This is a genomic window from Polynucleobacter alcilacus, assembly GCF_018881545.1.
Lineage (GTDB): Bacteria > Pseudomonadota > Gammaproteobacteria > Burkholderiales > Burkholderiaceae > Polynucleobacter > Polynucleobacter alcilacus.
The window spans coordinates 450,099-475,563 of record NZ_JACVQD010000001.1 but is presented as its reverse complement, the minus strand read 5'-3'; the positions used below and the strand labels follow the sequence as shown (position 1 = coordinate 475,563).

The window sequence follows — 25,465 nt, the reverse complement described above, 5'->3', positions numbered from 1 at the left end:
GGAATGCCTAAGTTTGCAGCTAACCTCACAATGTTGTTTAATGAAAAACCATTTTTGGAGCGTTTTGCGCTAGCCAAGATTGGAGGTTTCAAAGCAGTTGAGTTTCTATTTCCTTATGCTTTTGAAGCTAGCGAAATCAAATCAAATCTCGATACCTATGAGCTCAAGCTCGTTTTGCATAACTTACCAGCAGGGGATTGGGATGCAGGAGAGCGCGGTATCGCTTGTCATCCAGACCGCGTCGAAGAATTTCGCTCTGGAGTTGCCAAGGCAATTGAATATGCTACCTACCTCAATGTCGGTCAGGTCAATTGCTTGGCTGGTAAAACGCCAGCTGGAGTAGATGCCAAACTAGTCCACGATACTTTTGTCAGTAATTTGAAATACGCTGCTGAGCAATTAAAAAGAGCGAATATCAAACTACTCATCGAACCAATCAATACTTTTGACATTCCTGGGTTTTATTTATCCAAAACCCAACAAGCGATCGACATCATGGATGAGCTTGGTTCAGATAATCTGTATCTGCAATATGACATCTACCATGCACAGCGCATGGAAGGGGAGATTGCCAACACAATTCAAAAGTATTTACCCCGTATTGCGCATATTCAGTTAGCGGATAACCCGGGACGAAACGAGCCAGGTACTGGTGAAATCAACTACGACTATTTGTTTGGCTTGTTAGATCAAATTGCTTACAAAGGTTGGATTGGTTGTGAATACAAACCGTTAAAAAATACTGCCGCTGGTTTAGGATGGATGCATCGTTATGAGCATTCACATCATGAGAGCATTTACGCCTAAAGAGTAAAAGATAGAAATAATGTAGGCCTCAAAGGTACTACTGTGTCTTCTAGGCTTAGATCTTCAACTGGGGGCTCATAATCTATTGAGCTGCCCTGATATAAATCTTATGTAGTTTTATGTAGAAATGAGCCAATTTTCTTTATAATGGCCTTGTATTAACTGGCGCAGAGCGCAGTTAAGCTGTGTTTGGTGCCCAGGAAGGGACTCGAACCCCCACAACCTTACGATCGCCAGCACCTGAAGCTGGTGCGTCTACCAATTTCGCCACCTGGGCATGCCACTATTATAGAGGGATGGGCGTATTTGAACCTTTTCCAGGCCAATTTAGCTTTTTCTCTTCAGACTCAGTGGTTTGATACAGTAGCCTTATTCATAACAAAAATAGATATCAGTAGATATATAGCAAGGGCAGGTATTGCCGAAGGAATTAAATGCGTAAAGCAAAAGACTTGGTGCCACGTGAGGCTGACCGTTTAGGAACAGTTCAGGGTCACCGAGATGGATTTGGATTTGTCATTCCCGATGATGGTGGTGAAGATATTTTTCTCTCTGAACGAGAGATGTCCCGCGTCATGCACGGCGATAGAGTCAATGTCAGAGTATTGGGAGCCGATCGACGTGGTCGTCCAGAAGGGCAGATTGTTGAGGTCGTTCTACACGCAAACAAAGTCGTGATTGGTCGCCTTTTAAATGAAAATGGTGTGCTGATTGTGGCGCCAGAAGATAAACGCATTGGCCACGACATTTTGATCCCACCCAAAGGGCAAGGTGCAGCAAAGTTAGGCCAAGTAGTGAGCGTGGAGATTATTGATTACCCAGATAGCTATCGTCAAGCAGTTGGTCGCGTAGTTGAGGTCTTAGGTGAGATCGATGATCCTGGTATGGAGATCGAAATCGCCGTACGCAAATATGGCGTGCCACATGAATTCTCCACTGCTGCTAAGAAAGAAGCAGCTGCCTTACCAGATACAGTTCAGCAAGCAGATCTAGAAGGTCGGGTTGATTTACGGGATGTGCCCCTAGTTACGATTGATGGCGCAGATGCCAGAGACTTTGATGATGCGGTGTATTGTGAGCCGATCATGTACGGCAAGACTAAAGCTTGGCGTTTGATTGTGGCGATTGCCGATGTTTCGCATTACGTTAAGCCTGGGCATCCTTTGGACGACGAAGGCCTACTGCGTGCCACTTCAGTCTATTTCCCAAGGCGCGTTATTCCCATGCTGCCTGAGAAGATCTCCAATGGCCTGTGCTCCTTAAACCCCGGTGTCGACCGTCTTTGTATGGTCTGTGACTCTGTAGTAGATAACAACGGCATTGTTTTGGCGTACCAGTTCTATCCAGCAGTCATGCATTCAGCTCAGCGCTTTACTTACGATACGGTTTGGGAAATCCTTTCCAATAGTAAAGGCCCTGAAGCAGCGCGCTTTGCGCAGTTCCGTCCTTTACTAACTAATCTCTACTCTTTATTCAAGATTCTTTTGTCTGCTCGTGAGAAGCGGGGTGCGATTGAGTTTGAAACTACTGAGACACAAATTATTAGTAATGAGCTTGGCAAGATCCTGCGGATTGAGCCACGCCTGCGTAATGATGCCCATCGCCTGATTGAAGAGTGCATGCTGACGGCCAACGTTTGCGCTGCAGACTTTATTGATAAGAATAAACATTTAAGTCTTTACCGTGTGCACGGTGAACCCTCTGAAGAAAAATTGGCCACCTTACGTCAAGTTTTAAGAACCTCAAGCCTGTCATTGGATGGGGGCGATAAGCCTAAGCCTCGAGATTATGCAAAGCTCATGCGTGAGGTTAAAGAGCGCCCGGATGCCAATATGCTGCAATCAGTTGTATTGCGTTCGATGCAGCAGGCAATGTATCAACCTGATAATGAAGGTCACTTCGGTTTAGCTTATCCAGCGTATTCTCATTTCACCAGCCCGATTCGGCGCTATCCCGATTTATTAACCCATCGCGTGATTAAATCGATTCTGCAGAAAAAGCCCTATGTACCGGTTCTGCCACCACTAGTACCTTTGAATCTGACTTTGCCACGTAAGGGTAAAGGCCGTGAAAATGCAGTCAATGCGAAAAAATCCCAAAGTGATGCTAAGGCTACTCCAGTAAAAGGGGCTCGCTTGCCAAAAGGCGCAAATGCCGCCTTACCAATCTGGGGCCAGTTAGGCGTGCATTGCTCTTCCAATGAGCGACGTGCTGATGAAGCATCTCGCGATGTCGAGGCGTGGCTCAAGTGTTACTACATGCGCGACCATCTTGGTCAGGAATATGCCGGAACAGTCACAGGCGTAGCGAATTTTGGCTTATTTATTCAGCTCGAGAATCTGTTTGTTGAAGGCATGGTTCACGTCACTGAATTGGGTGGAGATTATTTCCAGTATGACGAAGCTCGTCAAGAATTGCGTGGCGAGCGCACTGGTATTCGTTATCGTTTAGGCGATCGTTTACATGTGCTAGTTAGTCGCGTTGATCTCGATGCTCGCAAGATTGAATTTAGTCTGGTGAAATCAATGGGTGCTGAGCCCGGTGGTTCTGCTAATCGTAGGCAATTATTACTCGCTACCGATACCGGAAAACCGAATAAGAGGGCCGCCCCTAAGCGGAATAGGGCTGACAACAAAACCCCGCAAAAACCGGGTGGAGTGAATGTCAATGCCGCTAAATCTGCTGGCACATTGGGTGCCACCCAATCGAAGAGTAAGGCTAGTCGCAAAAATGGCAAATCCAACAAGCCAGGGCGTTCTGTTGGCAAGCCTGCTGGCACAAAGCCGCCAGTCCGTAGCACCAATGCTCGTCGAAAATAAAGATTAAGTAAACAATGAAACAAATATTAGTAGGCTTTCATGCGGTACAAGCACGTTTGCGCGTAGATCCAGATAGCCTGAAGTCTGTGTATTTTGATCCGAGTCGTCGTGATAGGCGGATGGGGGATTTCTTAAAGCAAGCTGAAGAGAGTTTGGGTGAACGCTTACATGCTGCCGATGCAGAGCGTCTGCATAAATTAGCCGGTCATGATCGCCATCAAGGTGTCGTTGCCTTAGCTGAAAAGATGACCATTGCGCGCAGCATTACTGAAGTGGTAGAGGATTTAGAGGGTACGCCAAAGAAGCCGCTGTTCCTGGTCTTAGATGGTGTAACAGATCCCCATAATTTTGGAGCCTGTTTGCGTGTCGCCGATGGCGCTGGTGTTGATGCGGTAGTGGTCCCTAAAGATCGCTCAGCCTCAATTAATGCCACCGTTAGTAAAGTCTCTAGTGGTGCATCTGAAGTGATTCCAGTGATTACCGTAACCAACCTCGTCCGCAGTATGAAAGAGATGCAAGAAGCGGGTGTGTGGCTCATTGGCACAGATGATGAAGCTGAAAAATCCATCTACGATTTAGATCTGACTGGCCCCATTGCCATTGTGATGGGCGCTGAGGGTGAGGGTATGCGCCGCCTGACGCGCGAGAACTGTGATGAGCTGGTGCGTATTCCAATGCAGGGTGCGGTAGAAAGTTTGAATGTTTCGGTTGCAAGTGGCGTATGCTTGTATGAGGCATTAAGACAGCGCCTAGCAAAAGCAACTAACAAAGCTGCCAAGTAAATTACTCGAAAGGCTTATATGCAATGCAATATTGGTCACACTGAACGTGTACTACGCATGACTGTTGGCGTCACCCTGATGGGTCTGGCAGCATTTGGTATCACTGGCCCATGGGCTTGGATTGGCATTATTCCTCTGGCAACGGGTATGCTCGGTAATTGCCCAGCTTATGGCTTACTCGGTATTAATACTGCTAAAAAATAAAATAAGCAGCAAATCAAAAATCTAGAAGCTTTACTTAGCGAGTAGCGCTTCTAGTTTTTCTGTATCCACACAGAAGTTCCGAATTCCTTCAGCGAGCTTTTCTGTTGCCATGGCGTCATTGTTTAACTGCAAGCGGAAACTAGACTCATCAAGCTTTAATGGGGTAATCGCTTCCCCTTGTGCATTCGCTGCATCGAGTTTTTTGCTCACTGCAGTAGTGCTGCCCTGAAGTTCGGCTAAGAGTTCTGGACTAATCGTTAATAGATCACATCCTGCCAACTCTAGGATCTGACTCGTGTTACGAAAGCTCGCCCCCATGATTTCTGTAGAGATGCCAAAGTGCTTGTAGTAAGCAAAAATGCGCTTTACCGAAGTCACACCGGGATCATTGGCGCCACCATGATTGACATCACTCCAATTTGCCCCAAGTTTTACCTTGTGCCAATCGGTAATTCGTCCCACAAACGGAGAAATTAGCTTGGCATTTGCAGCGCCACAGGCAGCCGCTTGCACTAAAGAAAAGAGCAAGGTCATATTGCAATGAATTCCATCAGCCTCTAATTCTCTAGCTGCTGCAATCCCTTCCCAAGTGCCAGCTAATTTAATTAAGATGCGTTGGCGATCAATGCCATGCGACTCATACAGGGCAATCAAATGCTTAGCCTTGGCTACGGTTGCTTTGCTATCAAAAGAGAGGCGGGCGTCTACTTCTGTAGAGACTCTGCCAGGAACGATTTTAAGAATCTCTAAACCAAACGCCACCAAGATGTAATCTACCAAGTCAGTAGGGCTCAGACCAGGATGGGCATTTTTAACCGACTGCACTAGGGCTTGATAGTTACTTTGTTGGGCCGCCTTCAGAATGAGGGATGGGTTGGTAGTGGCATCCTGCGGCCGGAACGCCTGCATGCGCTCGAAGTCACCTGTATCGGCAACTACCGTTGTAAGTTTTTTGAGTTGCTCTAGTTGGTTTGGGGCTGATGAGGTGCTATTCATGGCTAGATTGGTCTAAATAAGGGTCTGCAGTAGTGGGTTTCTAATGGATATCATATGATAGATGGATGAATTACTCCATTCCAGTTAAGGCATAAGGGCGTTCAGCAGGCATATGAACCAAGATCAATTGAAACAAATGGTAGGCGAGGCAGCGCGAGATGAAGTATTGAAGCTGCCTACCGGGCAAATATTAGGCGTTGGAACTGGCTCAACCGTCAATTACTTTATTGATGCACTAGCGGGGCACAAAGATCACTTTGCTGGAACAGTCTCGAGCTCGAATGCCACTACGGAGCGTTTACTGAAGCATGGATTTAAGGTGCTCGATCCGAATGACGTCGTCAGTCTTCCGGCCTATGTCGATGGTGCTGATGAAATCGATCCAGCAGGGCACATGATGAAGGGCGGTGGCGGGGCACTCACCCGTGAAAAGATTATTGCCTCTATGGCTAAGCAGTTCATCTGTATTTGTGATTCATCAAAGCAAGTCCCGGTTTTGGGTAATTTCGCGCTACCAGTGGAAATTATTCCGCTTGCAAAAGGAATAGTCACGAGAGAATTAGAGAAGTTGGGCGGTAAGGTAAGTCTACGCTTGGCAAAAACGACTCGCGCAGACCTGAACCAAACTCCAAGCGCAGCATTTGTGACTGATAACGGCGCTTGGATATTAGATGTAGCTGGTTTGCAGATTACAGACCCCATCACCATGGAAGCACAAATCGATCAAATTGCGGGTGTGATTACGGTTGGACTCTTTGCAAAAGAAAAAGCCAATATCTTGCTAGTGAGTAATGCCTCGGGCGTAGACAGAATCGTGCTCTAAGGATTAAAAAACCCGACGGGGTATGCCCATCGGGTTGTTTGCCATGGATTGCATGGCGCAGGCGCTCGGAAGGTATTTAGTTCCTTAGCCTATGAGCATATAGATATGCTCATTCCTAGTGGCTTTCGCCAATGTGGCGGAACACTATTTCTGTCGCACCACGATTACATCCTATGCTTTAATATTTTGGGTGTCAACAAAACAAATCAATGAATGCAAATATATTTTTGCTGTGATGCAATACCTTCTTTACTCTGCAGGCGGAACGTAGCCCTGCGCCGTATCGGCACCACCTTCAAAGAAATACTTTTCTACCTGCTTTAACAAGTACTGACGTGCACGGGGATCGGCCATATTGAGACGATTCTCATTAATCAACATCGTCTGCTGCTTTAACCAGGCAGCCCATGCCTCTTTGGATACTTGATTCCAAATCTTTTTACCAAGGTCACCGGGAAGTGGAGCGAAATCCATTCCTTCAGCTTCTTTATTCAGTTTGATGCATTGAACCATCCGTGCCATCTGTAATACCTTTCTTGTTTTTCTTATAGATCTCTTATAGATCTTTAGTTAATACCATGGACTTACGGTCCCAGTTATAAATTTCTTTTCTTTCTTCGGGCAAGTCATCCACCGTGGCCCGCTTAAAGCCGCGCTTCAAGAACCAGTGCTCTGTTCTGGTAGTCAGAACAAACAATTTTTTAATACCTTCTTGTTTGGCACGCATTTCTACCCGCTTGAGAAGACGTTCACCGTCACCCGAGCCTTGAACATCGGGATCAACCGCCAGACAGGCTAATTCACCAACGCCATTGGGGAAGGGGAAAAGAGCGGCGCAACCGAACAGTACACGGTCATGCTCAATCACGGAGAAGCGTTGAATATCACGCTCGATCACATCTTGGCCTCGGGAAGCCAAAATACCCTCATCTTCAAGAGGCATCGTGAGTTGCAAAATACCACCGACGTCATCCTGATTGGCTTCACGCAGGTTCTCAATATCGGATGAGGCAAGCATCATACCAATACCATCGTGGGTAAAGAGTTCTTCAAGTAAAGCGCCATCACGATTGCAGGGCAAGAAATGGACGCGGCTCACTCCAGAGCGAATTGCTCTGCCCGAGATATTGAGCAAGCTCTTCATACCAATATCCAGTGCGCTGTTCTCAACCATGTAGTCTTGCAATTGAGGTAAGGATAATTCTGTAATGAGATCACCTTCGAGGTCGTACAGACCTTCATAAGGACTCAAGAAAATTAACTTATCCGCTTTGAGCGCAGCAGCAGTAGAGGCGGCTACATCTTCATAGGCTAGATTAAACGCTTGACCTGTAGGGGAGAAACCTAAAGGCGAGAGTAAAACAATCTTGTTGCTATCTAAGGATTGACTAATAGAACCAGAGTCTACTTTGCGTACTAAACCAGTATGGATATAGTCAATCCCTTCCACAACGCCCACTGGCATTGCGGTGATGAAGTTTCCGGAGATCACTGAAATACGGGAACCTGCCATAGGTGTGTTTGGGAGACCACGACTAAACGCTGCCTCGATATCAAGACGCAATTCTCCGGCAGCCTCTTTGACGCACTCTAATGCGGCAGCATCGGTAATGCGGTAGTTATGGATGGAACTTTTACCAAACTTACTTTTAATCTTGCGCAACATCAGTTGCTCTTCAATCTGGGGACGAATGCCATGAACCAACACAATGCGCATGCCCATGGCATGCAACATGGCAATATCCTCAATCAGGTTCTCAAGGCCGATTTCTTGAACAAGTTCACCCGCAAAGGCAATGACAAAGGTCTTTTCGCGGAAGCTATGAATGTAGGGGGCGACGTCGCGCAACCAGCCTACGAAGGGGAAGTTGGAGGTAGTTTCATCGGCAATAGAAGCCGAGTTTGGTGCATTTGTTGGCATAGTGAGAAAATTATAGGGTGCAAGAGCCTATAAACCAACAAAAACCCAAAGCAATGCCAAAGCCTGTGCCTGCTTCCAACACCCCACGCAGGCTCGAAATCCGCTTTCCGGAAGAATTGCCGGTCTCTGGCCAGAGGCAAATAATCAAAGATGCCTTGCAGAGCCATCAGGTGGTCATAGTCTGCGGTGAGACTGGTTCAGGCAAGACTACCCAGCTACCCAAGATTTGTTTGGACCTAGGGCGTGGCACCATCAATGGCGGCAAGTTGATTGGCCATACTCAGCCGCGTCGTATTGCAGCGACCGCTACAGCCAAAAGAATTGCGCAAGAGCTTGGCTCGCCAGTTGGGCAAGACGTTGGCTATCAAGTGCGCTTTGCTGACAAGACAAGCCAGACCGCCTCAATCAAGCTCATGACCGACGGTATCTTATTGGCAGAGACCCAGCGCGACCCCCAGCTCAAAGCCTATGACACCCTCATCATTGATGAAGCGCACGAACGCAGTTTAAATATCGACTTTCTTTTGGGATATCTGCGGCAGCTGCTCCCAAAGAGACCCGACCTCAAACTCATCATTACCTCAGCAACGATTGATGCCCAGCGTTTTGCTGAACACTTTGCCATCAACGGCAAGATGGCACCGGTGATTGAGGTCAGTGGTCGATTATTTCCAGTGGAGCAGCGCTATTCACCACTAGAGCCTGATGTCAAGCCCGATGGAAAAAAAGAATCGAAGGCTGCAAAAGAAATTTCAGATGCAGTTACAGAAGAAATTGCCAACCTTTGGCGAGAGGGTACTGCAGGCGCGGGTGATGTCTTAGTCTTTTTACCAGGTGAGCGCGAGATTCGTGATTGCGCTGAAGCGCTACGCAAGGATCACGTCTTGCAGCAGCGTTTTCATCCAGAGATTCTGAGTCTCTTTGCTCGTCAGTCAGTAGCTGAGCAAGAACGGGTATTTAATCCCGGCAATGGGCGCCGCATTATTTTGACAACCAACGTTGCTGAAACTTCTTTAACTGTACCCAATATTCGGTATGTGATTGATAGTGGCTTGGCTAGAGTCAAGCGCTACTCTTATCGCAACAAGGTTGAGCAACTTCAAATTGAGCCGATTTCTCAAGCGGCAGCCAATCAAAGAGCAGGGCGCTGTGGCCGTGTCTCAGACGGTATCTGTATTCGTTTGTACAGCGAACTCGATTACCAAGGTCGCCCCAAATTTACCGATCCTGAAATATTGCGTAGCTCATTAGCAGCAGTCTTGTTGCGCATGAGCTCACTGCGCTTGCCAAAAATTCAGTATTTCCCATTCATTGATAAGCCGCTTGGTAGAGCCATTGCAGACGGTGTCCAACTCTTAGATGAATTAGGCGCTATCGAGTTGGATGACTCAGAAGCTGGCGATGACAAAGATATCAATAACAGCTTTAAGCTCACAGCCATTGGCAGGCAACTAGCAGACTTGCCATTGGATCCGCGCATCGGTCGTATGTTACTAGCGGCTAAAGAACAAAACGCTTTAAAAGAAGTTGCCATCATCGCATCCGCTTTAGCCACTCAGGATCCCCGCGATAGACCGATGGATCAAGCAGCGGCAGCAGATCAAGCCCATCTTCAATTTGCCGACGAACGTTCTGAGTTTCTGAGTTTTGTAAAACTGTGGAATTGGTATCAAGATGCTTTACAACATAAACACAGTAATCGCCAGCTGGAGAATTTATGTAAAAGTAAATTCTTATCCCCGCGTCGCCTACGTGAATGGCGCGATGTGCATGGACAGTTGCACACCATGCTCGGCGAGAAGGGCTGGAAAGAAAATGGAATTCCTGCCACTTACGAGCAAGTACACCTCTCTTTATTAACAGGACTGCTTGGCTATGTCGCCAAAAAAGAAGAAGATGAAAAATCCCAGGACCGCAACAGCAAGACTGGTGGTTATGTAGGTGCTAGAGGTATTCGTCCATTTATTTGGCCAGGTTCAACGATTGGTAAAAAAGCGGGTGCCTGGATCGTAGCGGGTGAACTGCAAGAGACCAATCGCATGTATGCCCGCACGATTGCCAAGATTGAGCCGCAATGGGTTGAGCAAGTGGCAGCCCATCGGCTCATCAAGTCATTAAGTGAGCCGTTTTGGGACAACCGCCAAGGTGAAGTGATGGCTTTTGAGCGCGGTACCTTATATGGTTTGCCGATCTATCATGGTCGACGTGTGCGCTATGAGCCGCACAATCCGGATGAAACCCGCGAGTTATTTATCAGTCAAGCCTTAGTCCAAGAAGAATTGTTCGGGCGCATGGATACCTCAGCACTGCAGCGAGAGACAGAAGCTGACGCCAAGAAAAAATACTCTGGGCTATTTAACTTCTTTTGGCATAACCGGCGCCTGATTAAAGAAATTGAAGCGCTGGAGCATCGCTCTCGCCGTCCAGATGTCTTGGTAGACGATGATCTGCTCTTTGCGTTCTATGAGTCACGCATTCCGAAGGAGGTCCGCAGTCGGGAGGAGCTGAAGTCTTGGCTTAAGAAGGAAGCTGATCTAGATAATCAACTGCGACTCGAAAAAGCCGATTTAATGCGCCATGAAGCTGCTGGCATCACCGTGGATCGCTATCCAAAGAATATGATGGTGGGTGGCGCAGACCTTAGCTTGACCTATCACTTCGAACCCGGAAGCCCAAAGGATGGAGTGACCTTAGTGGTGCCGCTGACGCAACTCAATCAAGTAGATGGACGTCGTTGCGAATGGCTAGTACCAGGGATGTGTGAAGAAAAAGCACTTCTCCTCTTGAAATCACTCCCACAAAAACTCAGACGGCATTGTGTACCACTACCGGATTACGCTAAGTCATTCCTGGAGCGCAAGCTAGAGGAAAAACAATTTGGAGTGGGGGATTTCTTAGATAGTCTGATTGGAGATATTCGCAAAGAGCGTGGTTTAGAAATTAAACGTACTGACTTTAGACCTGAATCATTACCTTTGCACTCCTCCATGAACTTTCGCTTGATTGATGAACATGGCCGCCAGCTAGAAGTAGAGCGCAACTTAGCACGCTTACGTGCGGAATATGGGGAAACTGCGCGCAGTGCTTTTCAGGCGATTGCCCAAGAAACGGCGCAGGCAGAACTCGGGGTTGATCCCGCACCTCGGCTTGATGGAGCTAAACCCCTTGCTGATAAAGTCCAACAGCTTGAGCAGGGTGGTTACCGTAGCTGGGAGTTTGGTGAGCTACCAGAGACATTAGAAATTCAAAAAGGCAATAAAACCTTATTTGGATATCCTGCCTTGGTTGATCGTGGAGGCTACTGTGACTTAGAAGTCTTTGATGATCTATTAGAGGCTCGCAAGCAACATCAATTCGGATTACGTCGCTTATTCGCCTTAAGTAATAAAGATACTTTGAAAGCATTGCAAAAACAGTTGCCGGGTATTCGGGAACTGGGCTTGTTGTTTATTAATGTGGGGTCAGTAGATGGTCTGATAGAACAGATTCTCCATGTGGCACTAGAGCGTGCTTTTATGATCGATCCGCTACCAAACAACACAGAGCAATTTGCTGAACGCGTACAGGCAGGTAAAGCACGCTTAGCTTTAATTGCTCAAGAAATTGCACGGCATGCATTAAATGCACTACAAGCGCATGCGGATTTACAGAAAAAAATTGCTCAAGCAAAAGCAGCATCGCCAAGTGCTTATGTGGATATTCAAACCCAAATGCAAGCCTTGATCTTTCCTCAGTTCGTTGCGGAGATTCCCTATGCGCAATTAGTGCATCTGCCACGTTACTTAAAAGCGATTGCAATGCGAATTGATAAGTTGCGGACGAACCCGAGTCGTGATGCGCAATGTCAAAAAGATTGGGAATCCGTGGCGCGACCTTGGCAAAAGCGCTTGCAGGGTAATAAGGGTTCAGCCTCTTATGCCATGACAGAAGACCCGGCTTTACAAGATTTCCGTTGGCAGTTAGAGGAGCTAAGGGTAGCTTTATATGCCCAGGAACTGAAAACCCCAAGCCCAATGTCTTTAAAACGATTAGAAAAAGTTTTGGCTAGCTTGCGCTAAGTCAAATCCACTGTGCTATTGAGGATATTAGAGGGTAATAAAAGCCTATTGATTGCTTACAATAGCGGGATGCATATATTTATTCAGATTAGAAGATTTCGCACTATTGCGGCATCCTCTTGGTTTGCCTTACTTTCAGTAAGTCACTTTGTGCTTGCACAAACGAACCCTGCCACTATCCAGGCCCCTGCAGCAAATCAGCCAAAGCTGGCGATTATTCTCAATTCAGGCGAAGCTTCCGTGAGCTTGATTGACATGCCGACACGGCAAGTAATCAAGACAGTTCCAGTGGGTAAAGAACCCCATCACTTGATGATGACCCCCGATCAAAAAACCTTACTGATTGCGAATGCAGCAGGTAATGATGTGGTGTTGATGAATCCTAGTACTGGCGAGTTAACTGGAAAAATTCCGAACATCATCGACCCTTACCAAATTGGGTATTCACCAAACCATAAATGGTTTATTGCAAATGGCAATCGTTTGGACCGGGTAGATATTTATGCGGCGGATGGCGCCAATCTCAAATTAGCCAAGACAGTGAAGCTGGCGAAAACTCCGAGTCATATCGCTTTTACTGCAGATAGCAAAATTGCCTTTATTACTTTACAAGATTCAAGCGAACTTGTAGCCATTGATTTAGAAACACAAAGCGTACTTTGGGTAATGCCGACTGGCAAAGTCCCTGCTGGTTTGTGGATGACACCGGGAGATCAGTACTTATTGGTGGGTATCACTGGCGATGACTACGTGCAAGTGATCGATTGGAAGACACGCAAAGAAGTGAAACGTATTCCCACAGGCAAGGGTGCACACAACTTCCGACCGCTGGGTGATAAGAAGCATCTCTTTGTTAGTAACCGGATTGCATCCTCTATCAGTTTAATTAATATGCAAACGCTGGAAAAAGAGGGTGAAATCACCGGCTTGCCAGCAGGTCCAGATGATATGGAGATCACCCCTGACGGTAAAACGCTGTGGGTTACTTTTCGATTCTCTAAAAAAGTAGGCGTGATTGACATCCCTTCCATGAAGCTGATGACAGTCATCCCAGTGGGTAAATCACCCCATGGCGTATTCTTTTATCCTCGAGCCGCTTGGGAATAACTATTCACCATGAAGTACAAGCAACTCATCTTTTTAACAGCCGTGCTACTACTTGGTTGTTTTGCTGTTAGCACGCGCGCACAATCAAGCTGTCATAAAACGGTTTACTTGAGCTTTGACACTGGCAATATGGCTATGGCGAGCAAGGTCGCTGAGATTCTGAAGCGTCAAGATGTAAAAGCGACCTTCTTCTTATCGAATGAAAAAACGTATCGCGGTGATTTTGCTTTAGACGATTCTTGGAAGGCCTATTGGCAAGAGCGGGCTAAAGAAGGACACCATTTTGGCAGTCATACCTATGATCACATTTATTTTGTCAAAGATGGACCTAAAGGCGAAGTCTTTGAGAAACCTCAGTTTGGTCCTAAAGCGGGTATGACCCTGCTCTATAACGAAGCAGCGATGTGCAAAGAAATACGCAAGGTAGATCAGCGCTTTCAGGAGTTGACCAATCAGCCATTAGAGAGAATCTGGCGTGCTCCTGGTGGCAAAACTTCACCGGCCCTGATCCGTATGGGGGATATGTGCGGATATGAATATATTGGCTGGGCAGCAGCGGGCTTTTTGGGTGATGAGCTAAATTCAGACAGGCATCCCAATCACGTACTGTTGGATAAAGCGAGTCGGGATATCCAAGATGGCGATATCACCATGGCTCACTTGGGTATTTGGTCCAGAAAGGATCCTTGGGCACCTGCCGTCTTAGAGCCATTGATTGTCAATCTAAAAAATCGGGGGTTTTGCTTTGGTTTATTGCCTAAAGCACCCATCAATGTACCCATGCCACCCAAAAATTCCCTACTTCAGTCAAAATAAAGCATGGATTTCAGTTCTATCACCTCAACCCTCTCGAGTGCTTACGGTAGCGTTCAGGAATTCATTTTTGCCAATTTGCTAGGTCCTCTCCTCTATCAATTCGATTTGATGTCTTGGGCAGAAGACGTATTCGATGGTATTGATTGGTTTTTATTTGGCTGCATTCAGATTCTCTTGATTGTTGTCGTACTGAGAACTTGGGAGCGCCTCACTCCAGCAGAAACGCAAGAGCGCTTTGCAAAAGTCAGTAGGGCAGATCTTTTTTATACCCTGTTTCATCGCCTAGGTATTTTTCATGGATTGATATTTATTGCACTATCTGGATTCTTTTTTGAAGTCGATTCCATCTTGCATGATTTTCGTTTCGATCGTTTCAACGTTGAATCATGGTGGCCTGGTGTTACCTCAATTCCAGTTGTGAGTTTCCTGATTTACTTGGTTCTACTGGACTTTGTAGACTATCTCTACCATCGTGCCTCCCATACTGTTCATTGGTGGTGGCAATTACATGCTCTGCACCACAGCCAGACAGTGATGACTGCTTGGTCAGATAATCGCAATCATCTTTTGGATGACACCATGCGCGCTATGGTGATGGCCTTCTTTGCCTTGCTCTTCGGAGTATCTCCAGGTCAGTTTGTGATGCTGATTGCATTGAGTCAGTTTATTCAGAGCTGGCAACATGCCAATATCAAAGTCCATTTAGGCAGTGCAAAGTATTTCCTGATTTCTCCGCTCTATCACCGTTTGCACCATGCGGTGGGTTATGGCCATGAGGCCATCGGCAAGCCGGGCGTTCTCGGGGGTTGTAATTTTGGAATTTTGTTTCCCTGGTGGGATATGGTGTTTAGAACAGCTATCTTTCCTAAAGAGGTCTATCCTACGGGGGTGAGAAACTTCACTGCTTCGCAGAATATTCTCACTCAGCAATGGCAGGGTCTTGTCAATGCAGCCAAAGAGTTCATGCCAAAGTAAACATACGTTAGCGTATGCCTAGCAGAGTGTGAAAGAGGAGTTTTATGGTCGGATTGCAGCAGGTAATTAAATCTTTTGGTTTGGCATTGGTAGGAACAATGCATCCAAGAATGTTGTGGCTGAGCTTACGACCATTTTTGATTGTGTCTATTTTATGGGGCTGCCTGATCTGGCTCACCTGGACTCCTGCATTAGCTATGCTGAGCGAGTTTCTCACTAACTCCGTATTTACCAACTGGATACAAGAGGGTCTGATTTGGGCCGGCTTTGAGAACGCCAGAGCGTGGATTGCGCCATTATTTTTTGTCATGCTCATCATTCCCCTCATCACGATTAGCTTGCTCGTATTGATTGCCTTTTCTACTGTGCCTGCCATTGTCAACATAGTCATCAGACAAACGCCTTACCAAGATCTGGAATGCAAGCGGGGCGGCGGTTTATTGGGAAGCTTGATTTATACCTTATGGTCTGCCTTGATTTGTCTGGCATTAGTCATGCTGACATTGCCAGTATGGTGGATTCCTCCACTGGTAGCGGTATTGCCGCCATTGCTTTGGGGATGGTTGACCATGCGCCTGATGTCTTACGATGTGCTTGCTAAGCATGCCAGCGTTGATGAGCGCACGCAGCTCTTAGAAAAATATCGATGGCCTTTGCTATGGATGGGCATCATCTCCGGAATGCTCGGTGCAGTGCCTACTTTCTTTTGGGCTACCTCTGCATTGGCTTTGGTCTTGTTCCCAATAGTGAGCTTTGTAGCACTATGGATTTATTCTTTAATCTTTGTCTTCGCAGCGCTGTGGTTTAGTCACTTCTTATTGGATGCTTTAAAAGATTTAAGGCAAGAAGAGTTAGATAAAGCCTTAACGGTGCATTCTCGTGTAGTTGATATGGAACTTCCTTACCATGGTTGATGCAATAAAAAAAGTTGAAATAGATGTGCCCGCTGTAGCAGAGCCAAGTGAGGCGCAACGCCGCTTTGGTTTGATCGTGATTGGTGATGAGATCTTGTCTGGTCGTCGTCAAGATAAGCATATGGCTACATTGATTGAGCTTCTCAATGAGCGGGGCTTGAGCCTGGCATGGGTCAAGTACGTAGCAGATGATCCTGAGCAGATTACTGCAACCCTGAAAGCCAGTTTTGCTAGAGGAGATGTTGTCTTTAGTACCGGCGGTATTGGTGCAACCCCAGATGATCACACGCGTCAATGCGCCGCATTAGCACTCGGAACTAAAACCGAATTACATCCCACCGCTCAAGAACTCATTGCAGGGCGCATTCAGTCGATGGCAGAAGGTGATCCGATTAAGGCAGATTTAAGTACCCCAGAGAATCAACAGCGCTTCAAGATGGGTGAGTTTCCGCTGGGTAGTGAAATCATCCCTAATCCCTATAACCAAATTCCGGGCTTTCGGATTCAAGAACATCACTTTGTGCCTGGATTTCCGGTGATGGCTGCGCCCATGATGGCATGGTGTCTTGATAACCATTACAAAGATCTATTTCATCAAGAGAACCGGGCAGAGCAGAGTTTTATTGTGCCAAAAGGAATTGAATCTACCTTGACCCCTTTAATGGAGCGCATAGAGGCAAACTTTCCTGGTGTGAAGGTCTTTAGTCTGCCATCTGTTGGGGATGCGAGTAAGGGAGGGGTCTACGCTCAGCGCCACATCGAACTGGGCATCAAAGGGAATGCCAATCTACTGGAGAGTGCTTGGATTGCCCTCAGAACAGGTACCCAAGCGCTAGGTTATGAAATTCACGATATCAGCTAAATATTTACAAGTACAATTTGCACCAAATAAGTGCAAATAGGGGCTTTTGGGGCCAGTCCCGAGAGAAACGAGCACTTAATTAGTGCAATAATAATGCTTCCCATTTGTTTGCTTCAGTAAATTACATACATCCAATAGGCATGTTTGCTGCCTGGAATGAACAAGGGTGTATGCCTTGAGTTTGAATTCCGAATTTAGTTAATAGAGGAGATTTGCATGACGAAGACCGTCGCTGATGTGATGAAGTTGGTTAAAGAGAAAGAATGTACTTTCGTTGATTTTCGCTTTGTGGACACAAAGGGTAAAGAACAACACACGACAGTTCCCATTTCTGCTTTTGACGAAGACAAATTTGAGAGTGGTCATGCCTTTGATGGTTCCTCGATCGCTGGCTGGAAGGGTATTGAGGCATCTGATATGTTGCTCAAACCAGATCCAACGGCTGCTTACATCGACCCATTCTATGAAGAGCCAACCTTAGTATTAACCTGCGATGTAATCGAGCCTGCTGACGGAAAAGGTTACGACCGTGACCCACGCTCTATTGCAAAACGCGCTGAAGCCTATTTGAAGAGTACTGGCTTAGGTGATGCTGCTTACTTTGGCCCAGAGCCAGAGTTCTTTATTTTTGATGGCGTGCGTTGGGGTGCCGATATGCAGGGCTGCTTCGTGAAGATTGATTCCGAAGAAGCGCCATGGTCATCTGGCGCTGAGATCGAAGGTGGTAATACTGGCCACCGTCCAGGTAAAAAAGGTGGTTATTTCCCAGTTTCTCCAGTAGATTCATTCCACGACATGCGCTCTGAAATGTGTTTGATTCTTGAGTCATTAGGCATTCCAGTAGAAGTGCACCACCATGAAGTGGCTGGTCAAGGCCAAAATGAATTGGGAACCAAGTTCAGTACATTAGTGCAACGCGCTGACTGGACTATCTGGCAGAAATATGTTGTTCATAACGTTGCCCATGCTTATGGCAAGACAGCTACCTTTATGCCTAAGCCAGTAGTTGGCGACAACGGTTCTGGTATGCACGTTCACCAATCCGTTTGGAAGAATGGCGAGAACTTGTTTGCTGGTAATGGTTATGCTGGTTTGTCAGAGTTCGCTCTGTTCTATATCGGCGGTATTATCAAACACGCCAAAGCATTGAATGCGATTACTAATCCAGGCACCAACTCCTACAAGCGTTTAGTGCCAGGTTTTGAGGCTCCAGTGAAATTGGCTTACTCAGCACGTAACCGTTCTGCTTCTATTCGTATTCCACACGTTCCCAATCCGAAGGGTCGTCGTATCGAAACCCGTTTCCCAGATCCTTTGGCTAATCCTTACTTGGCATTCTCTGCTTTGTTGATGGCTGGTTTGGATGGCGTGCAAAACAAGATTCATCCAGGCGAAGCGGCTGACAAGAACTTGTATGACTTGCCACCAGAAGAAGACGCCAAGATCCCAACGGTTTGCGCCAGCTTAGAAGAAGCTTTGGATGCATTGAAGAAAGATCACGAGTTCTTGACTCGCGGTGGAGTATTTACTGAGTCCATGTTGGATGCCTATATCAATTTGAAGATGGAAGATGTCACACGTTTCCGTATGACAACCCATCCAATCGAATTTGATATGTACTACTCCCTATAAGCGAAGGAGAAGACTTGAGCGCAGGTCTGTTGCGCAATTCGTTCAAGGGAGCAGCTTCGGCTGCTCCTTTTTTTCCGACATTGCTTGATCAGATGCCAAATGCCATTGTGGTATTTGAGGCAGAGAGCCAACAATTGGTGTATGCGAACCCGGCCGCTGAGTCAGCGCTGGATCTCTCGCGTAAATCTCTTGAGGGCCAAACTGTGCAGGATTTGTTTGGCGAGACAGGCGCATTGCAGGACATGATTACTGAGGTAAAACTCGGGCATGTTTCAGCACAGCGTCAAGAAATGGTTTTATATGCATTGCCTAGCAGGATTCATCAAGATTCCATTCCGGCACATGTTGTCATTGCTGCGCTTGAGGATCCAGACCTCATCATGATGGAGTGGTTCCCAATCGATCAACAGCTGCGCAGCGAACGTGATGAACGTGTAACACAGCAAGTGGAAGCAAATAAGCAATTAATGCGCAATTTGGCGCACGAGATTAAAAACCCCCTCGGTGGAATCCGTGGCGCAGCGCAGTTATTAGAATTTGAGTTGCCTGAAAAAGGCCTGCGTGAATACACCCAAGTCATCATCAAAGAATCGGATCGCCTTCAAACTCTGGTAGATCGATTATTGGCACCACACCGTAAGGCGCATGTGATTGAGGCTTTTAGCATGCATGAAGCTCTCGAGCGTGTGCGCAGCTTAGTCCTTGCCGAATTTCCTAAGGGCTTAAAAATTATTCGGAACTATGACACTAGCCTGCCTGATGTGATGGGTGATCGTGAGCAATTGATTCAAGCAGTTTTAAATATTGTGCATAACGCTGCGCAAGCGCTTGCTGAAGAAATTCAAGCTGGTGTTGCGCAAATTGAATTAAACACTCGAGTGGCAAGGTCAGTCACCATTGCAAAACAGCGTTATAAGCTGGCAATGGATTTGCATATTATTGATAACGGCCCTGGCATTCCAGAAGACATTATTGAACGTATCTTCTTCCCTCTAGTGACTGGTAGAGAGGGGGGTAGTGGTTTAGGCCTTACTTTGGCACAAACCTTTGTGCAGCAACATCAAGGCTTTATTGCGTGCAATAGTCGCCCTGGATGCACCGATTTTCATATTCAAATTCCATACCGTAGGCAGGAGAAAGCATCATGAAACCAATTTGGATCGTCGATGATGATCAATCTATTCGTTGGGTCTTAGAGAAAGCCTTGGCGCGTGAAAATATTCCGCACAAGAGCTTCTCAAATCCAAATGATGTCCTCAATGCATTAGAGAAAGAGTCGCCTCAGGTTCTGATCTCCGATATTCGCATGCCGCGCGGTAATGGTTTGGATTTATTGCAACATGTAAAGGCCAGCCATCCGCATTTGCCTGTCATCATCATGACCGCTTATTCAGATTTAGATTCGGCAGTGTCATCATTTCAGGGCGGCGCATTTGAATACCTGACCAAACCCTTCGATATCGAAAAAGCCGTTGAGTTAATCCGTCGCGCGGTAGAGCAGGGCATTCGTAATGAATCTACTACCAAAGACCCGGCTGGATGGAGGCAAGAATCGACTGAGATTATTGGTCAGGCTCCAGCAATGCAAGAAATCTTTCGTGCGATAGGTCGTTTAGCCCAATCCCATGCGACTGTGTTGATCAATGGCGAGTCTGGAACTGGTAAAGAGTTAGTTGCCCATGCGCTGCATAAACATAGCCCAAGAGCCAAGGGTCCATTTGTATCACTGAGCACCTCAGCAGTTCCTAAAGACTTACTCGAATCTGAATTGTTTGGTCATGAGCGCGGTGCATTTCCGGGTGCGCAGACTTTACGTCGCGGTCGCTTTGAGCAGGCTGATGGCGGTACATTATTTTTAGGTGAAATCGGTGAACTACCATTTGATTTGCAAACACGTCTCTTGCGTGTATTAACAGATGGTCATTTTTATCGCTTAGGCGGGCAAGACCCAATCAAAGCGAATGTTCGTATTATCGCTTCTACACATCAGAATCTTGATAGCAGAGTTGCCGCGGGATTATTCCGTGAAGACTTATTGCACCGTTTGAATGTCATCCGTCTGCGTATGCCTTCATTACGCGAGCGTAGTGAAGATATTCCGATGTTGGCAAGACACTTCATGCTGAATTGCGCTAAATCTTTAGGCGTCGAACCTAAAAAGCTCTCTGACGAAGTGCTTAAGGAAATCGCAGCGATGCCATTCCCAGGTAATGTTCGTCAATTAGAGAACTTATGCCATTGGCTTACTGTGATGACACCGGCTAACGTGATCGGCATTAGTGATTTACCTGCAGACATCCTTGCTGAAGCAAGTGATCAGCCACCCATTTTGCAAGGTGAGTCATCTCCAAGTAATTTAACTACGGCAAAAACTTCAGCTGGCGACTGGGAGAGTGGTCTTGGACGTTTAGCAGTGAAGATGCTGCAGGATGGCGATACTGAGGTTTATGACGCACTCTGTGCCCGTTTTGAGAAGGCCGTATTAATGGCTGCCTTAGAGGTAACGCGTGGTCGCCGAGTAGAAGCAGCGCAACGCCTTGGTATCGGCCGTAATACCATTACCCGTAAGTTGCAAGAACTCGGCATCGATGACTGATTCAATCCGCATCGCCGCATGGAATGTCAATTCCTTAAAGGTGCGCCTGCCACATGTACTTCGTTGGCTGCAAGATCAAGAAAAAACTCAGCAGCCGATTGATGCCTTGTGCCTGCAAGAGCTCAAGCTTACGGATGATAAGTATCCCCATGCAGAACTTGAAGCTGCGGGCTACCTCAGCATCGCTGCAGGGCAAAAGACCTATAACGGCGTCGCCATCATCGTGCGTAAGGCGGCTTTAGCCTCGATTGCTTCAGATGCAAGCACTACTTTTTTAAAGCCCACCAGAAATATCCCTGGAAACGAAGATGAGCAGCAGCGCATCTTGGCTGCGACTATTCCCTTTGCGGGCATTCCACCCATCAGACTGATCTCGGCTTACTTCCCCAATGGGCAATCACCTGACAGCGACAAGTTCGCATACAAACTAGACTGGTTAAGCAAATTACAAGACTGGTTAACAGAAGAGCTGCAACAAAACCAGCGCTTGGCGCTACTAGGGGATTTCAATATCGCACCAGATGATGCAGATGTTCATGACCCTAAAGCATGGGAAGGGCAGAACTTGGTATCCCCTCCAGAAAGAAACGCCTTCCAAGAATTAATCAAGCTCGGGTTCTCAGATTCCTTCAGAATGTTTGAACAAGCCCCCAAAACCTTTAGTTGGTGGGACTATCGCATGATGGGCTTTAGAAGAAATGCCGGCATGCGTATTGATCACATCCTTCTCAGCGCGGCACTGCAAGAGCAATGCAGCGCTAGCCTAGTAGATAAGGCACCCAGAAGCTGGGAGCAGCCCTCTGACCATGCTCCAGTGATCGCCACAATCAAAAAAGCCTAAGTCATTCAGGCTTTCCTAAAGGACTATTGGACAGTGTTGGCCATTCATAAGAGACCCTAGAATAATTATGGGGATTTGGCATGACTGTCGACTTACCTCATTAATCTAATTGTGATAGTCTGAATCTAGAACTAAACCCATAGGAGATGCAAATGATCAAAAGGAATACTTTAATTAAAACTACCATTGGATTTTGCATTGGCATTACTTCATTGGCTGTTAGTGCCCAATCAATGAAGGTAACCCTTACTGGAGCCCAAGAGGTTCCGCCAGTGATGACCTCTGCATCCGGAGTGGGTTCCATCATGGTTACTCCAGATGGATCAGTATCAGGAACGATTACTACAACTGGTGTTGACGGAACGATGGCCCATATTCATGAAGCGCCGATGGGCCAAAATGGTCCCGTAATCGTGCCATTTGCTAAGACTGCAGACAATGTTTGGTCAGCTCCAGCAGGCGCCAAATTAACGGATGCCCAACTCCAAAGTTTGAAGAGTGGCAATCTGTATCTCAATGTTCACAGTGCCACCAATAAACCGGGCGAAATTAGAGCGCAGTTGAAGCCTTAAGAATGAGAGATCCTCGGCCCTAGGGCGCTTAGAAGCATTAAAACCACCTACGGGTGGTTTTTTCCTTAATGGGGTCTAGAATGGCGGATGTTGTATTTCCTCTTAAGACTCTTTAGCGCTCTCCCCCTAGCTGTCCTTCAGACTATTGGCGCTGCTGTAGGGATTTTGATTTACTTGTGTTCTGCGCGGTATCGCGCGCGCTTAGATAAAAACTATCAGAGCGCCGCAATGTATTCTGGATTTGAATTAACTCCGTGGCGGGTTGCCGCTGAATCTGGAATTATGATTGCAGATACTTTATGGATCTGGAGACATCCACAGTCTGCTATCAACAAAGCCACCATAGAAAACCTGGATCAAATCATTGAACTATCCAAAAATGGAAAAGGCTTAATTATTCTGGCCTCCCATTTTGGTGGATTTGAAATAGTGCCTCGTATTTTTGCCGAGCATATGAAGGCAACGGTAATGTATAGGCCAGCCAAAAAGAACTGGGTCAATACGCTAATGTTGAAGTCTCGGAAGCATTCACAGATGGTATTTGTGGAGGCGAATCTTGGCGGGGTCCGTCAAATTAAGCGAGCTCTGCTTCAAGGTGAGGTCATTGGTATTCTGGCCGATCAGGTGCCTAGCGTTGGAGATGGAATTTGGGCTAAATTTTTCAACCAGTATGCTTATACCACTTCATTTCCGATTAAATTGGCTCGTCAAGCAAATGTAGCAACGCTGTTTGTTGGAGCAGAAAGATTGGGATTGGGTAAAGGCTGGGTAATTAAAAGTCGTCTCTTGCCAGAAGTATTTCCAGATTGCTTGGTTGATGCCTGCACAGAAATGAATCATTATTTTGAGGAAATGATCGTGTCCAAGCCGCACCAATATATGTGGTCTTATAACCGCTACAAGCGACCTATTGGAGCAGAAATGGTTCCCATAGAGTAAGCCATGTGCCTTGGTCGATACCGCCTAGGGCCACTAAATGCTAATAATGCCCTGCTTTTGTAGGGCATTTTTTGTAGAGGTGCAAGATCATTCGCTGTAGATTACGATAGGGCGAATACCCTACAAAATACACAAATAATCATGACTTTTCTAAGCCGAATCATTTCAACGAGCCTTTTTTTACTGTGCACCTTTTGCCTCTCTCAGCAAGCATTGGCTGCCTTAGCGGCGGATTTACAAGATGGCCAGCACGTCCTCCTGATGAGGCATGCCGATGCGCCTGGTTATGGTGATCCTTCTGGATATGTGATTGCTCAATGTGCCACTCAACGAAACCTAGGCGAATATGGCAAAAAGCAATCAAAAGCGATTGGAGCGTGGTTATCCAGTCAAGAGATTCAGGTTGCTACGGTATTCAGTAGTCCTTGGTGTAGATGCTTAGAGACGGCAAATCTTTTGAATAAAGGTCCGGTAAAAATTGACCCAGCAATAGGATCTTTTTTTGATGATATGTCTTTAGAAAAAAAGCAAACCAAGCAGTTGGAAGTACTGATTAAAAATGAATTAGGAAAGCAATCTAGGGTACCCATTATTCTTGTGACACATCATGTCAATATTCAGGCTTACACTGGTAAAGTCGTTGGTGTAGGCGACATGGTGTTAGTGAAAGTGAATAAAAATGGGGAATATGTTTCTCATGTAATGTACCCAAGCCCTTAACCATCAAGCACGCAGAGATTCTATCTAGGAGAAATGATGAAATACTTGTCTTTTAGCTTTTTATTGTTTTTATTTTTCATCGGAGTCTCTCAGGCAGCAGATACCGCCCCTGCAAAGCAAGATCCTGTTTGGCTAAGCGAAGCAAGGGCAAGTATCAAGGCAGAAAAATATAATCAGGCTATTCAGCAATTACAGACTGCCAACGATATAAGTTCAGCCGACTGGAATAATTTGATGGGCTTTAGTCTGCGCAAGAAACAGCCGCCTGACTTGATCGGGGCAGAAAAATACTATCAAGCAGCATTAAAAATTGACCCAAAGCATCGTGGGGCTCTTGAGTATTATGGAATGTTGAAGTTAACTAATAATGACTTGGCGGGGGCAGAGGCCTTATTGGCCAGGCTAGATAAGGCCTGTACTTTTGGCTGCGAGGAGTATTCAGATTTAAAAGAGGCCATCCAAAAATATAAGTCTAAAAAATAGGAGTTTGATAATCTGACTACCTGATCGAGTTCAAGCTCGATCATCCCGCTTTTTAGAAAAGCATTGCCAGAAAAACGCAGTTCAAGTATTGTGGTTTTAGAATCCTAACTTATTGAAAAGTGAAATGATGATGAAATCCATCAAGCAGTTATTTGTAATAAGCCTAGCTATCCTAGCCACCAATGCATTAGCGCTTACCCATCTCGATGGCAAGGTGCCTTATGAAGATATCGATGCGACGCCGATCACAATTGTTGGGGCACCTAAAACAACCCTTGGACAAGACTTTAATTATCCAGTAGGGCAACCCCTCATTAAGGCCTTTATTATTGATATTCCTGTAGGCAAACAAACTGATCTTCATAAGCATTTGATACCACTGTATGTTTATGTAATATCTGGTGATTTAGAGGTTGATTACGGCAGCAAGGGTAAAAAAATCTATAAACCGGGCACATCGTATGTAGAAGCAATTGATTGGTGTCATATCGGCAAGGTGGCAGGAAAAACACCTGTAAAAGTGATCGGCGTTTACTTAGGAGAGACAACTCCCGATCAAATTAAACCCACAAGTTGCACTGCGCCAAATTAAAATCGA

General features: G+C 46.3%; 23 protein-coding genes and 1 tRNA gene. 20 read left to right on the top strand and 4 right to left on the bottom strand.

Annotation, left to right across the window (positions count from 1 at the left end; all coding sequences use genetic code 11):
* The first annotated feature begins 3 nt into the window (after positions 1-3).
* The gene (hyi, locus tag ICN45_RS02420; protein WP_216172681.1) at positions 4-807 is read left to right on the top strand and encodes a hydroxypyruvate isomerase; all 804 of its coding nucleotides are present in this window, start codon (positions 4-6) and stop codon (positions 805-807) included.
* A gap of 190 nt (positions 808-997) precedes the next feature.
* Here hyi and ICN45_RS02415 read toward each other — a convergent pair.
* Positions 998-1,084: transfer RNA gene (locus ICN45_RS02415), tRNA-Leu, on the bottom strand.
* Between the two features lie 157 nt (positions 1,085-1,241).
* Between ICN45_RS02415 and rnr the strand changes: the two genes are divergently transcribed.
* Genes rnr through ICN45_RS02400 form a run of 3 tightly spaced genes read left to right on the top strand, consistent with a single transcriptional unit; the run spans position 1,242 to position 4,612 of the window.
* A complete protein-coding gene (gene rnr / locus ICN45_RS02410) occupies positions 1,242-3,626 on the top strand; it encodes a ribonuclease R (protein WP_216172678.1) in 2,385 nt (794 codons plus the stop codon).
* 14 nt (positions 3,627-3,640) lie between these two features.
* Positions 3,641-4,408, top strand: coding sequence for a 23S rRNA (guanosine(2251)-2'-O)-methyltransferase RlmB (gene rlmB / locus ICN45_RS02405; protein ID WP_216172675.1), 768 nt, complete (start codon positions 3,641-3,643; stop codon positions 4,406-4,408).
* A gap of 18 nt (positions 4,409-4,426) precedes the next feature.
* Positions 4,427-4,612 carry a YgaP family membrane protein gene (locus tag ICN45_RS02400; protein WP_216172672.1) on the top strand — a complete coding sequence of 62 codons (186 nt, stop codon included), beginning with the start codon at positions 4,427-4,429 and terminating at the stop codon, positions 4,610-4,612.
* Between the two features lie 30 nt (positions 4,613-4,642).
* Here the strand turns inward: ICN45_RS02400 and tal are convergent, their stop codons facing one another.
* Positions 4,643-5,608 (bottom strand): transaldolase, encoded by a 966-nt coding sequence (gene tal, locus ICN45_RS02395; RefSeq protein WP_216172669.1) that lies wholly within the window; start codon positions 5,606-5,608, stop codon positions 4,643-4,645.
* Positions 5,609-5,720: 112 nt separating this feature from the next.
* On the opposite strand from tal, the gene rpiA reads away from it, so the two are divergent.
* The gene (rpiA, locus tag ICN45_RS02390) at positions 5,721-6,431 is read left to right on the top strand and encodes a ribose-5-phosphate isomerase RpiA (protein ID WP_216172666.1); all 711 of its coding nucleotides are present in this window, start codon (positions 5,721-5,723) and stop codon (positions 6,429-6,431) included.
* 249 nt (positions 6,432-6,680) lie between these two features.
* On the opposite strand, the gene ICN45_RS02385 is transcribed toward rpiA, so the two are convergent.
* A complete protein-coding gene (locus ICN45_RS02385; protein ID WP_216172663.1) occupies positions 6,681-6,953 on the bottom strand; it encodes an oxidative damage protection protein in 273 nt (90 codons plus the stop codon).
* Positions 6,954-6,987: 34 nt separating this feature from the next.
* Entirely contained in the window at positions 6,988-8,352 is a 1,365-nt protein-coding gene (argA, locus tag ICN45_RS02380; RefSeq protein WP_216172660.1) for an amino-acid N-acetyltransferase, read from the bottom strand.
* Between the two features lie 53 nt (positions 8,353-8,405).
* Here argA and hrpA point away from each other — a divergent pair, with 53 nt between their 5' ends.
* The 15 genes from hrpA (at position 8,406) to ICN45_RS02305 (ending at position 25,459) form a co-directional block, all read left to right on the top strand.
* Positions 8,406-12,410, top strand: a complete 4,005-nt coding sequence (gene hrpA, locus ICN45_RS02375; protein WP_216861706.1) for an ATP-dependent RNA helicase HrpA — start codon at positions 8,406-8,408, stop codon at positions 12,408-12,410.
* Positions 12,411-12,479: 69 nt separating this feature from the next.
* Positions 12,480-13,517, top strand: a complete 1,038-nt coding sequence (locus ICN45_RS02370; protein WP_255531055.1) for a YVTN family beta-propeller repeat protein — start codon at positions 12,480-12,482, stop codon at positions 13,515-13,517.
* 9 nt (positions 13,518-13,526) lie between these two features.
* Entirely contained in the window at positions 13,527-14,333 is an 807-nt protein-coding gene (locus ICN45_RS02365) for a polysaccharide deacetylase family protein (RefSeq protein ID WP_216172657.1), read from the top strand.
* A gap of 3 nt (positions 14,334-14,336) precedes the next feature.
* Entirely contained in the window at positions 14,337-15,308 is a 972-nt protein-coding gene (locus tag ICN45_RS02360) for a sterol desaturase family protein (RefSeq protein ID WP_216172654.1), read from the top strand.
* Between the two features lie 44 nt (positions 15,309-15,352).
* Positions 15,353-16,222, top strand: a complete 870-nt coding sequence (locus ICN45_RS02355) for an EI24 domain-containing protein (RefSeq protein WP_216172651.1) — start codon at positions 15,353-15,355, stop codon at positions 16,220-16,222.
* A complete protein-coding gene (locus ICN45_RS02350) occupies positions 16,215-17,084 on the top strand; it encodes a competence/damage-inducible protein A (protein WP_255531054.1) in 870 nt (289 codons plus the stop codon). The genes ICN45_RS02355 and ICN45_RS02350 overlap by 8 nt, the downstream gene beginning before the upstream one ends.
* A gap of 216 nt (positions 17,085-17,300) precedes the next feature.
* Positions 17,301-18,716, top strand: coding sequence for a type I glutamate--ammonia ligase (gene glnA, locus ICN45_RS02345; protein ID WP_216172648.1), 1,416 nt, complete (start codon positions 17,301-17,303; stop codon positions 18,714-18,716).
* A 26-nt stretch (positions 18,717-18,742) separates the two neighbouring features.
* Entirely contained in the window at positions 18,743-19,864 is a 1,122-nt protein-coding gene (gene glnL / locus ICN45_RS02340; protein ID WP_439650793.1) for a nitrogen regulation protein NR(II), read from the top strand.
* Entirely contained in the window at positions 19,861-21,312 is a 1,452-nt protein-coding gene (gene ntrC / locus ICN45_RS02335) for a nitrogen regulation protein NR(I) (RefSeq protein ID WP_216172647.1), read from the top strand. The genes glnL and ntrC overlap by 4 nt, the downstream gene beginning before the upstream one ends.
* Entirely contained in the window at positions 21,305-22,153 is an 849-nt protein-coding gene (xth, locus tag ICN45_RS02330; protein WP_216172644.1) for an exodeoxyribonuclease III, read from the top strand. Before ntrC ends, xth begins: the two co-directional genes overlap by 8 nt.
* Positions 22,154-22,305: 152 nt before the next feature.
* Positions 22,306-22,725, top strand: a complete 420-nt coding sequence (locus ICN45_RS02325) for a CHRD domain-containing protein (RefSeq protein WP_216172641.1) — start codon at positions 22,306-22,308, stop codon at positions 22,723-22,725.
* Positions 22,726-22,812: 87 nt separating this feature from the next.
* On the top strand, positions 22,813-23,664 hold the full coding sequence (locus ICN45_RS02320; RefSeq protein WP_216172638.1) for an LpxL/LpxP family acyltransferase: 852 nt from the start codon (positions 22,813-22,815) through the stop codon (positions 23,662-23,664).
* A 141-nt stretch (positions 23,665-23,805) separates the two neighbouring features.
* Positions 23,806-24,384, top strand: coding sequence for a histidine phosphatase family protein (locus ICN45_RS02315; protein WP_216172635.1), 579 nt, complete (start codon positions 23,806-23,808; stop codon positions 24,382-24,384).
* Positions 24,385-24,420: 36 nt separating this feature from the next.
* Complete coding sequence (locus ICN45_RS02310) at positions 24,421-24,867, top strand: hypothetical protein (protein WP_216172633.1); 447 nt, start codon at positions 24,421-24,423, stop codon at positions 24,865-24,867.
* A gap of 124 nt (positions 24,868-24,991) precedes the next feature.
* A complete protein-coding gene (locus tag ICN45_RS02305; protein ID WP_216172630.1) occupies positions 24,992-25,459 on the top strand; it encodes a cupin domain-containing protein in 468 nt (155 codons plus the stop codon).
* Positions 25,460-25,465: the final 6 nt, after the last annotated feature.

Excerpts from the sequence above, each read along its gene's own strand:
- hyi (WP_216172681.1), top strand. The coding sequence starts at position 4 with ATGCCTAAGTTTGCAGCTAACCTCACAATGTTGTTTAATGAAAAACCA.
- rnr (WP_216172678.1), top strand. The coding sequence starts at position 1,242 with ATGCGTAAAGCAAAAGACTTGGTGCCACGTGAGGCTGACCGTTTAGGA.
- rlmB (WP_216172675.1), top strand. The coding sequence starts at position 3,641 with ATGAAACAAATATTAGTAGGCTTTCATGCGGTACAAGCACGTTTGCGC.
- ICN45_RS02400 (WP_216172672.1), top strand. The coding sequence starts at position 4,427 with ATGCAATGCAATATTGGTCACACTGAACGTGTACTACGCATGACTGTT.
- tal (WP_216172669.1), bottom strand. The coding sequence starts at position 5,608 with ATGAATAGCACCTCATCAGCCCCAAACCAACTAGAGCAACTCAAAAAA.
- rpiA (WP_216172666.1), top strand. The coding sequence starts at position 5,721 with ATGAACCAAGATCAATTGAAACAAATGGTAGGCGAGGCAGCGCGAGAT.
- ICN45_RS02385 (WP_216172663.1), bottom strand. The coding sequence starts at position 6,953 with ATGGCACGGATGGTTCAATGCATCAAACTGAATAAAGAAGCTGAAGGA.
- argA (WP_216172660.1), bottom strand. The coding sequence starts at position 8,352 with ATGCCAACAAATGCACCAAACTCGGCTTCTATTGCCGATGAAACTACC.
- hrpA (WP_216861706.1), top strand. The coding sequence starts at position 8,406 with ATGCCAAAGCCTGTGCCTGCTTCCAACACCCCACGCAGGCTCGAAATC.
- ICN45_RS02370 (WP_255531055.1), top strand. The coding sequence starts at position 12,480 with ATGCATATATTTATTCAGATTAGAAGATTTCGCACTATTGCGGCATCC.
- ICN45_RS02365 (WP_216172657.1), top strand. The coding sequence starts at position 13,527 with ATGAAGTACAAGCAACTCATCTTTTTAACAGCCGTGCTACTACTTGGT.
- ICN45_RS02360 (WP_216172654.1), top strand. The coding sequence starts at position 14,337 with ATGGATTTCAGTTCTATCACCTCAACCCTCTCGAGTGCTTACGGTAGC.
- ICN45_RS02355 (WP_216172651.1), top strand. The coding sequence starts at position 15,353 with ATGGTCGGATTGCAGCAGGTAATTAAATCTTTTGGTTTGGCATTGGTA.
- ICN45_RS02350 (WP_255531054.1), top strand. The coding sequence starts at position 16,215 with ATGGTTGATGCAATAAAAAAAGTTGAAATAGATGTGCCCGCTGTAGCA.
- glnA (WP_216172648.1), top strand. The coding sequence starts at position 17,301 with ATGACGAAGACCGTCGCTGATGTGATGAAGTTGGTTAAAGAGAAAGAA.
- ntrC (WP_216172647.1), top strand. The coding sequence starts at position 19,861 with ATGAAACCAATTTGGATCGTCGATGATGATCAATCTATTCGTTGGGTC.
- xth (WP_216172644.1), top strand. The coding sequence starts at position 21,305 with ATGACTGATTCAATCCGCATCGCCGCATGGAATGTCAATTCCTTAAAG.
- ICN45_RS02325 (WP_216172641.1), top strand. The coding sequence starts at position 22,306 with ATGATCAAAAGGAATACTTTAATTAAAACTACCATTGGATTTTGCATT.
- ICN45_RS02320 (WP_216172638.1), top strand. The coding sequence starts at position 22,813 with ATGTTGTATTTCCTCTTAAGACTCTTTAGCGCTCTCCCCCTAGCTGTC.
- ICN45_RS02315 (WP_216172635.1), top strand. The coding sequence starts at position 23,806 with ATGACTTTTCTAAGCCGAATCATTTCAACGAGCCTTTTTTTACTGTGC.
- ICN45_RS02310 (WP_216172633.1), top strand. The coding sequence starts at position 24,421 with ATGAAATACTTGTCTTTTAGCTTTTTATTGTTTTTATTTTTCATCGGA.
- ICN45_RS02305 (WP_216172630.1), top strand. The coding sequence starts at position 24,992 with ATGATGATGAAATCCATCAAGCAGTTATTTGTAATAAGCCTAGCTATC.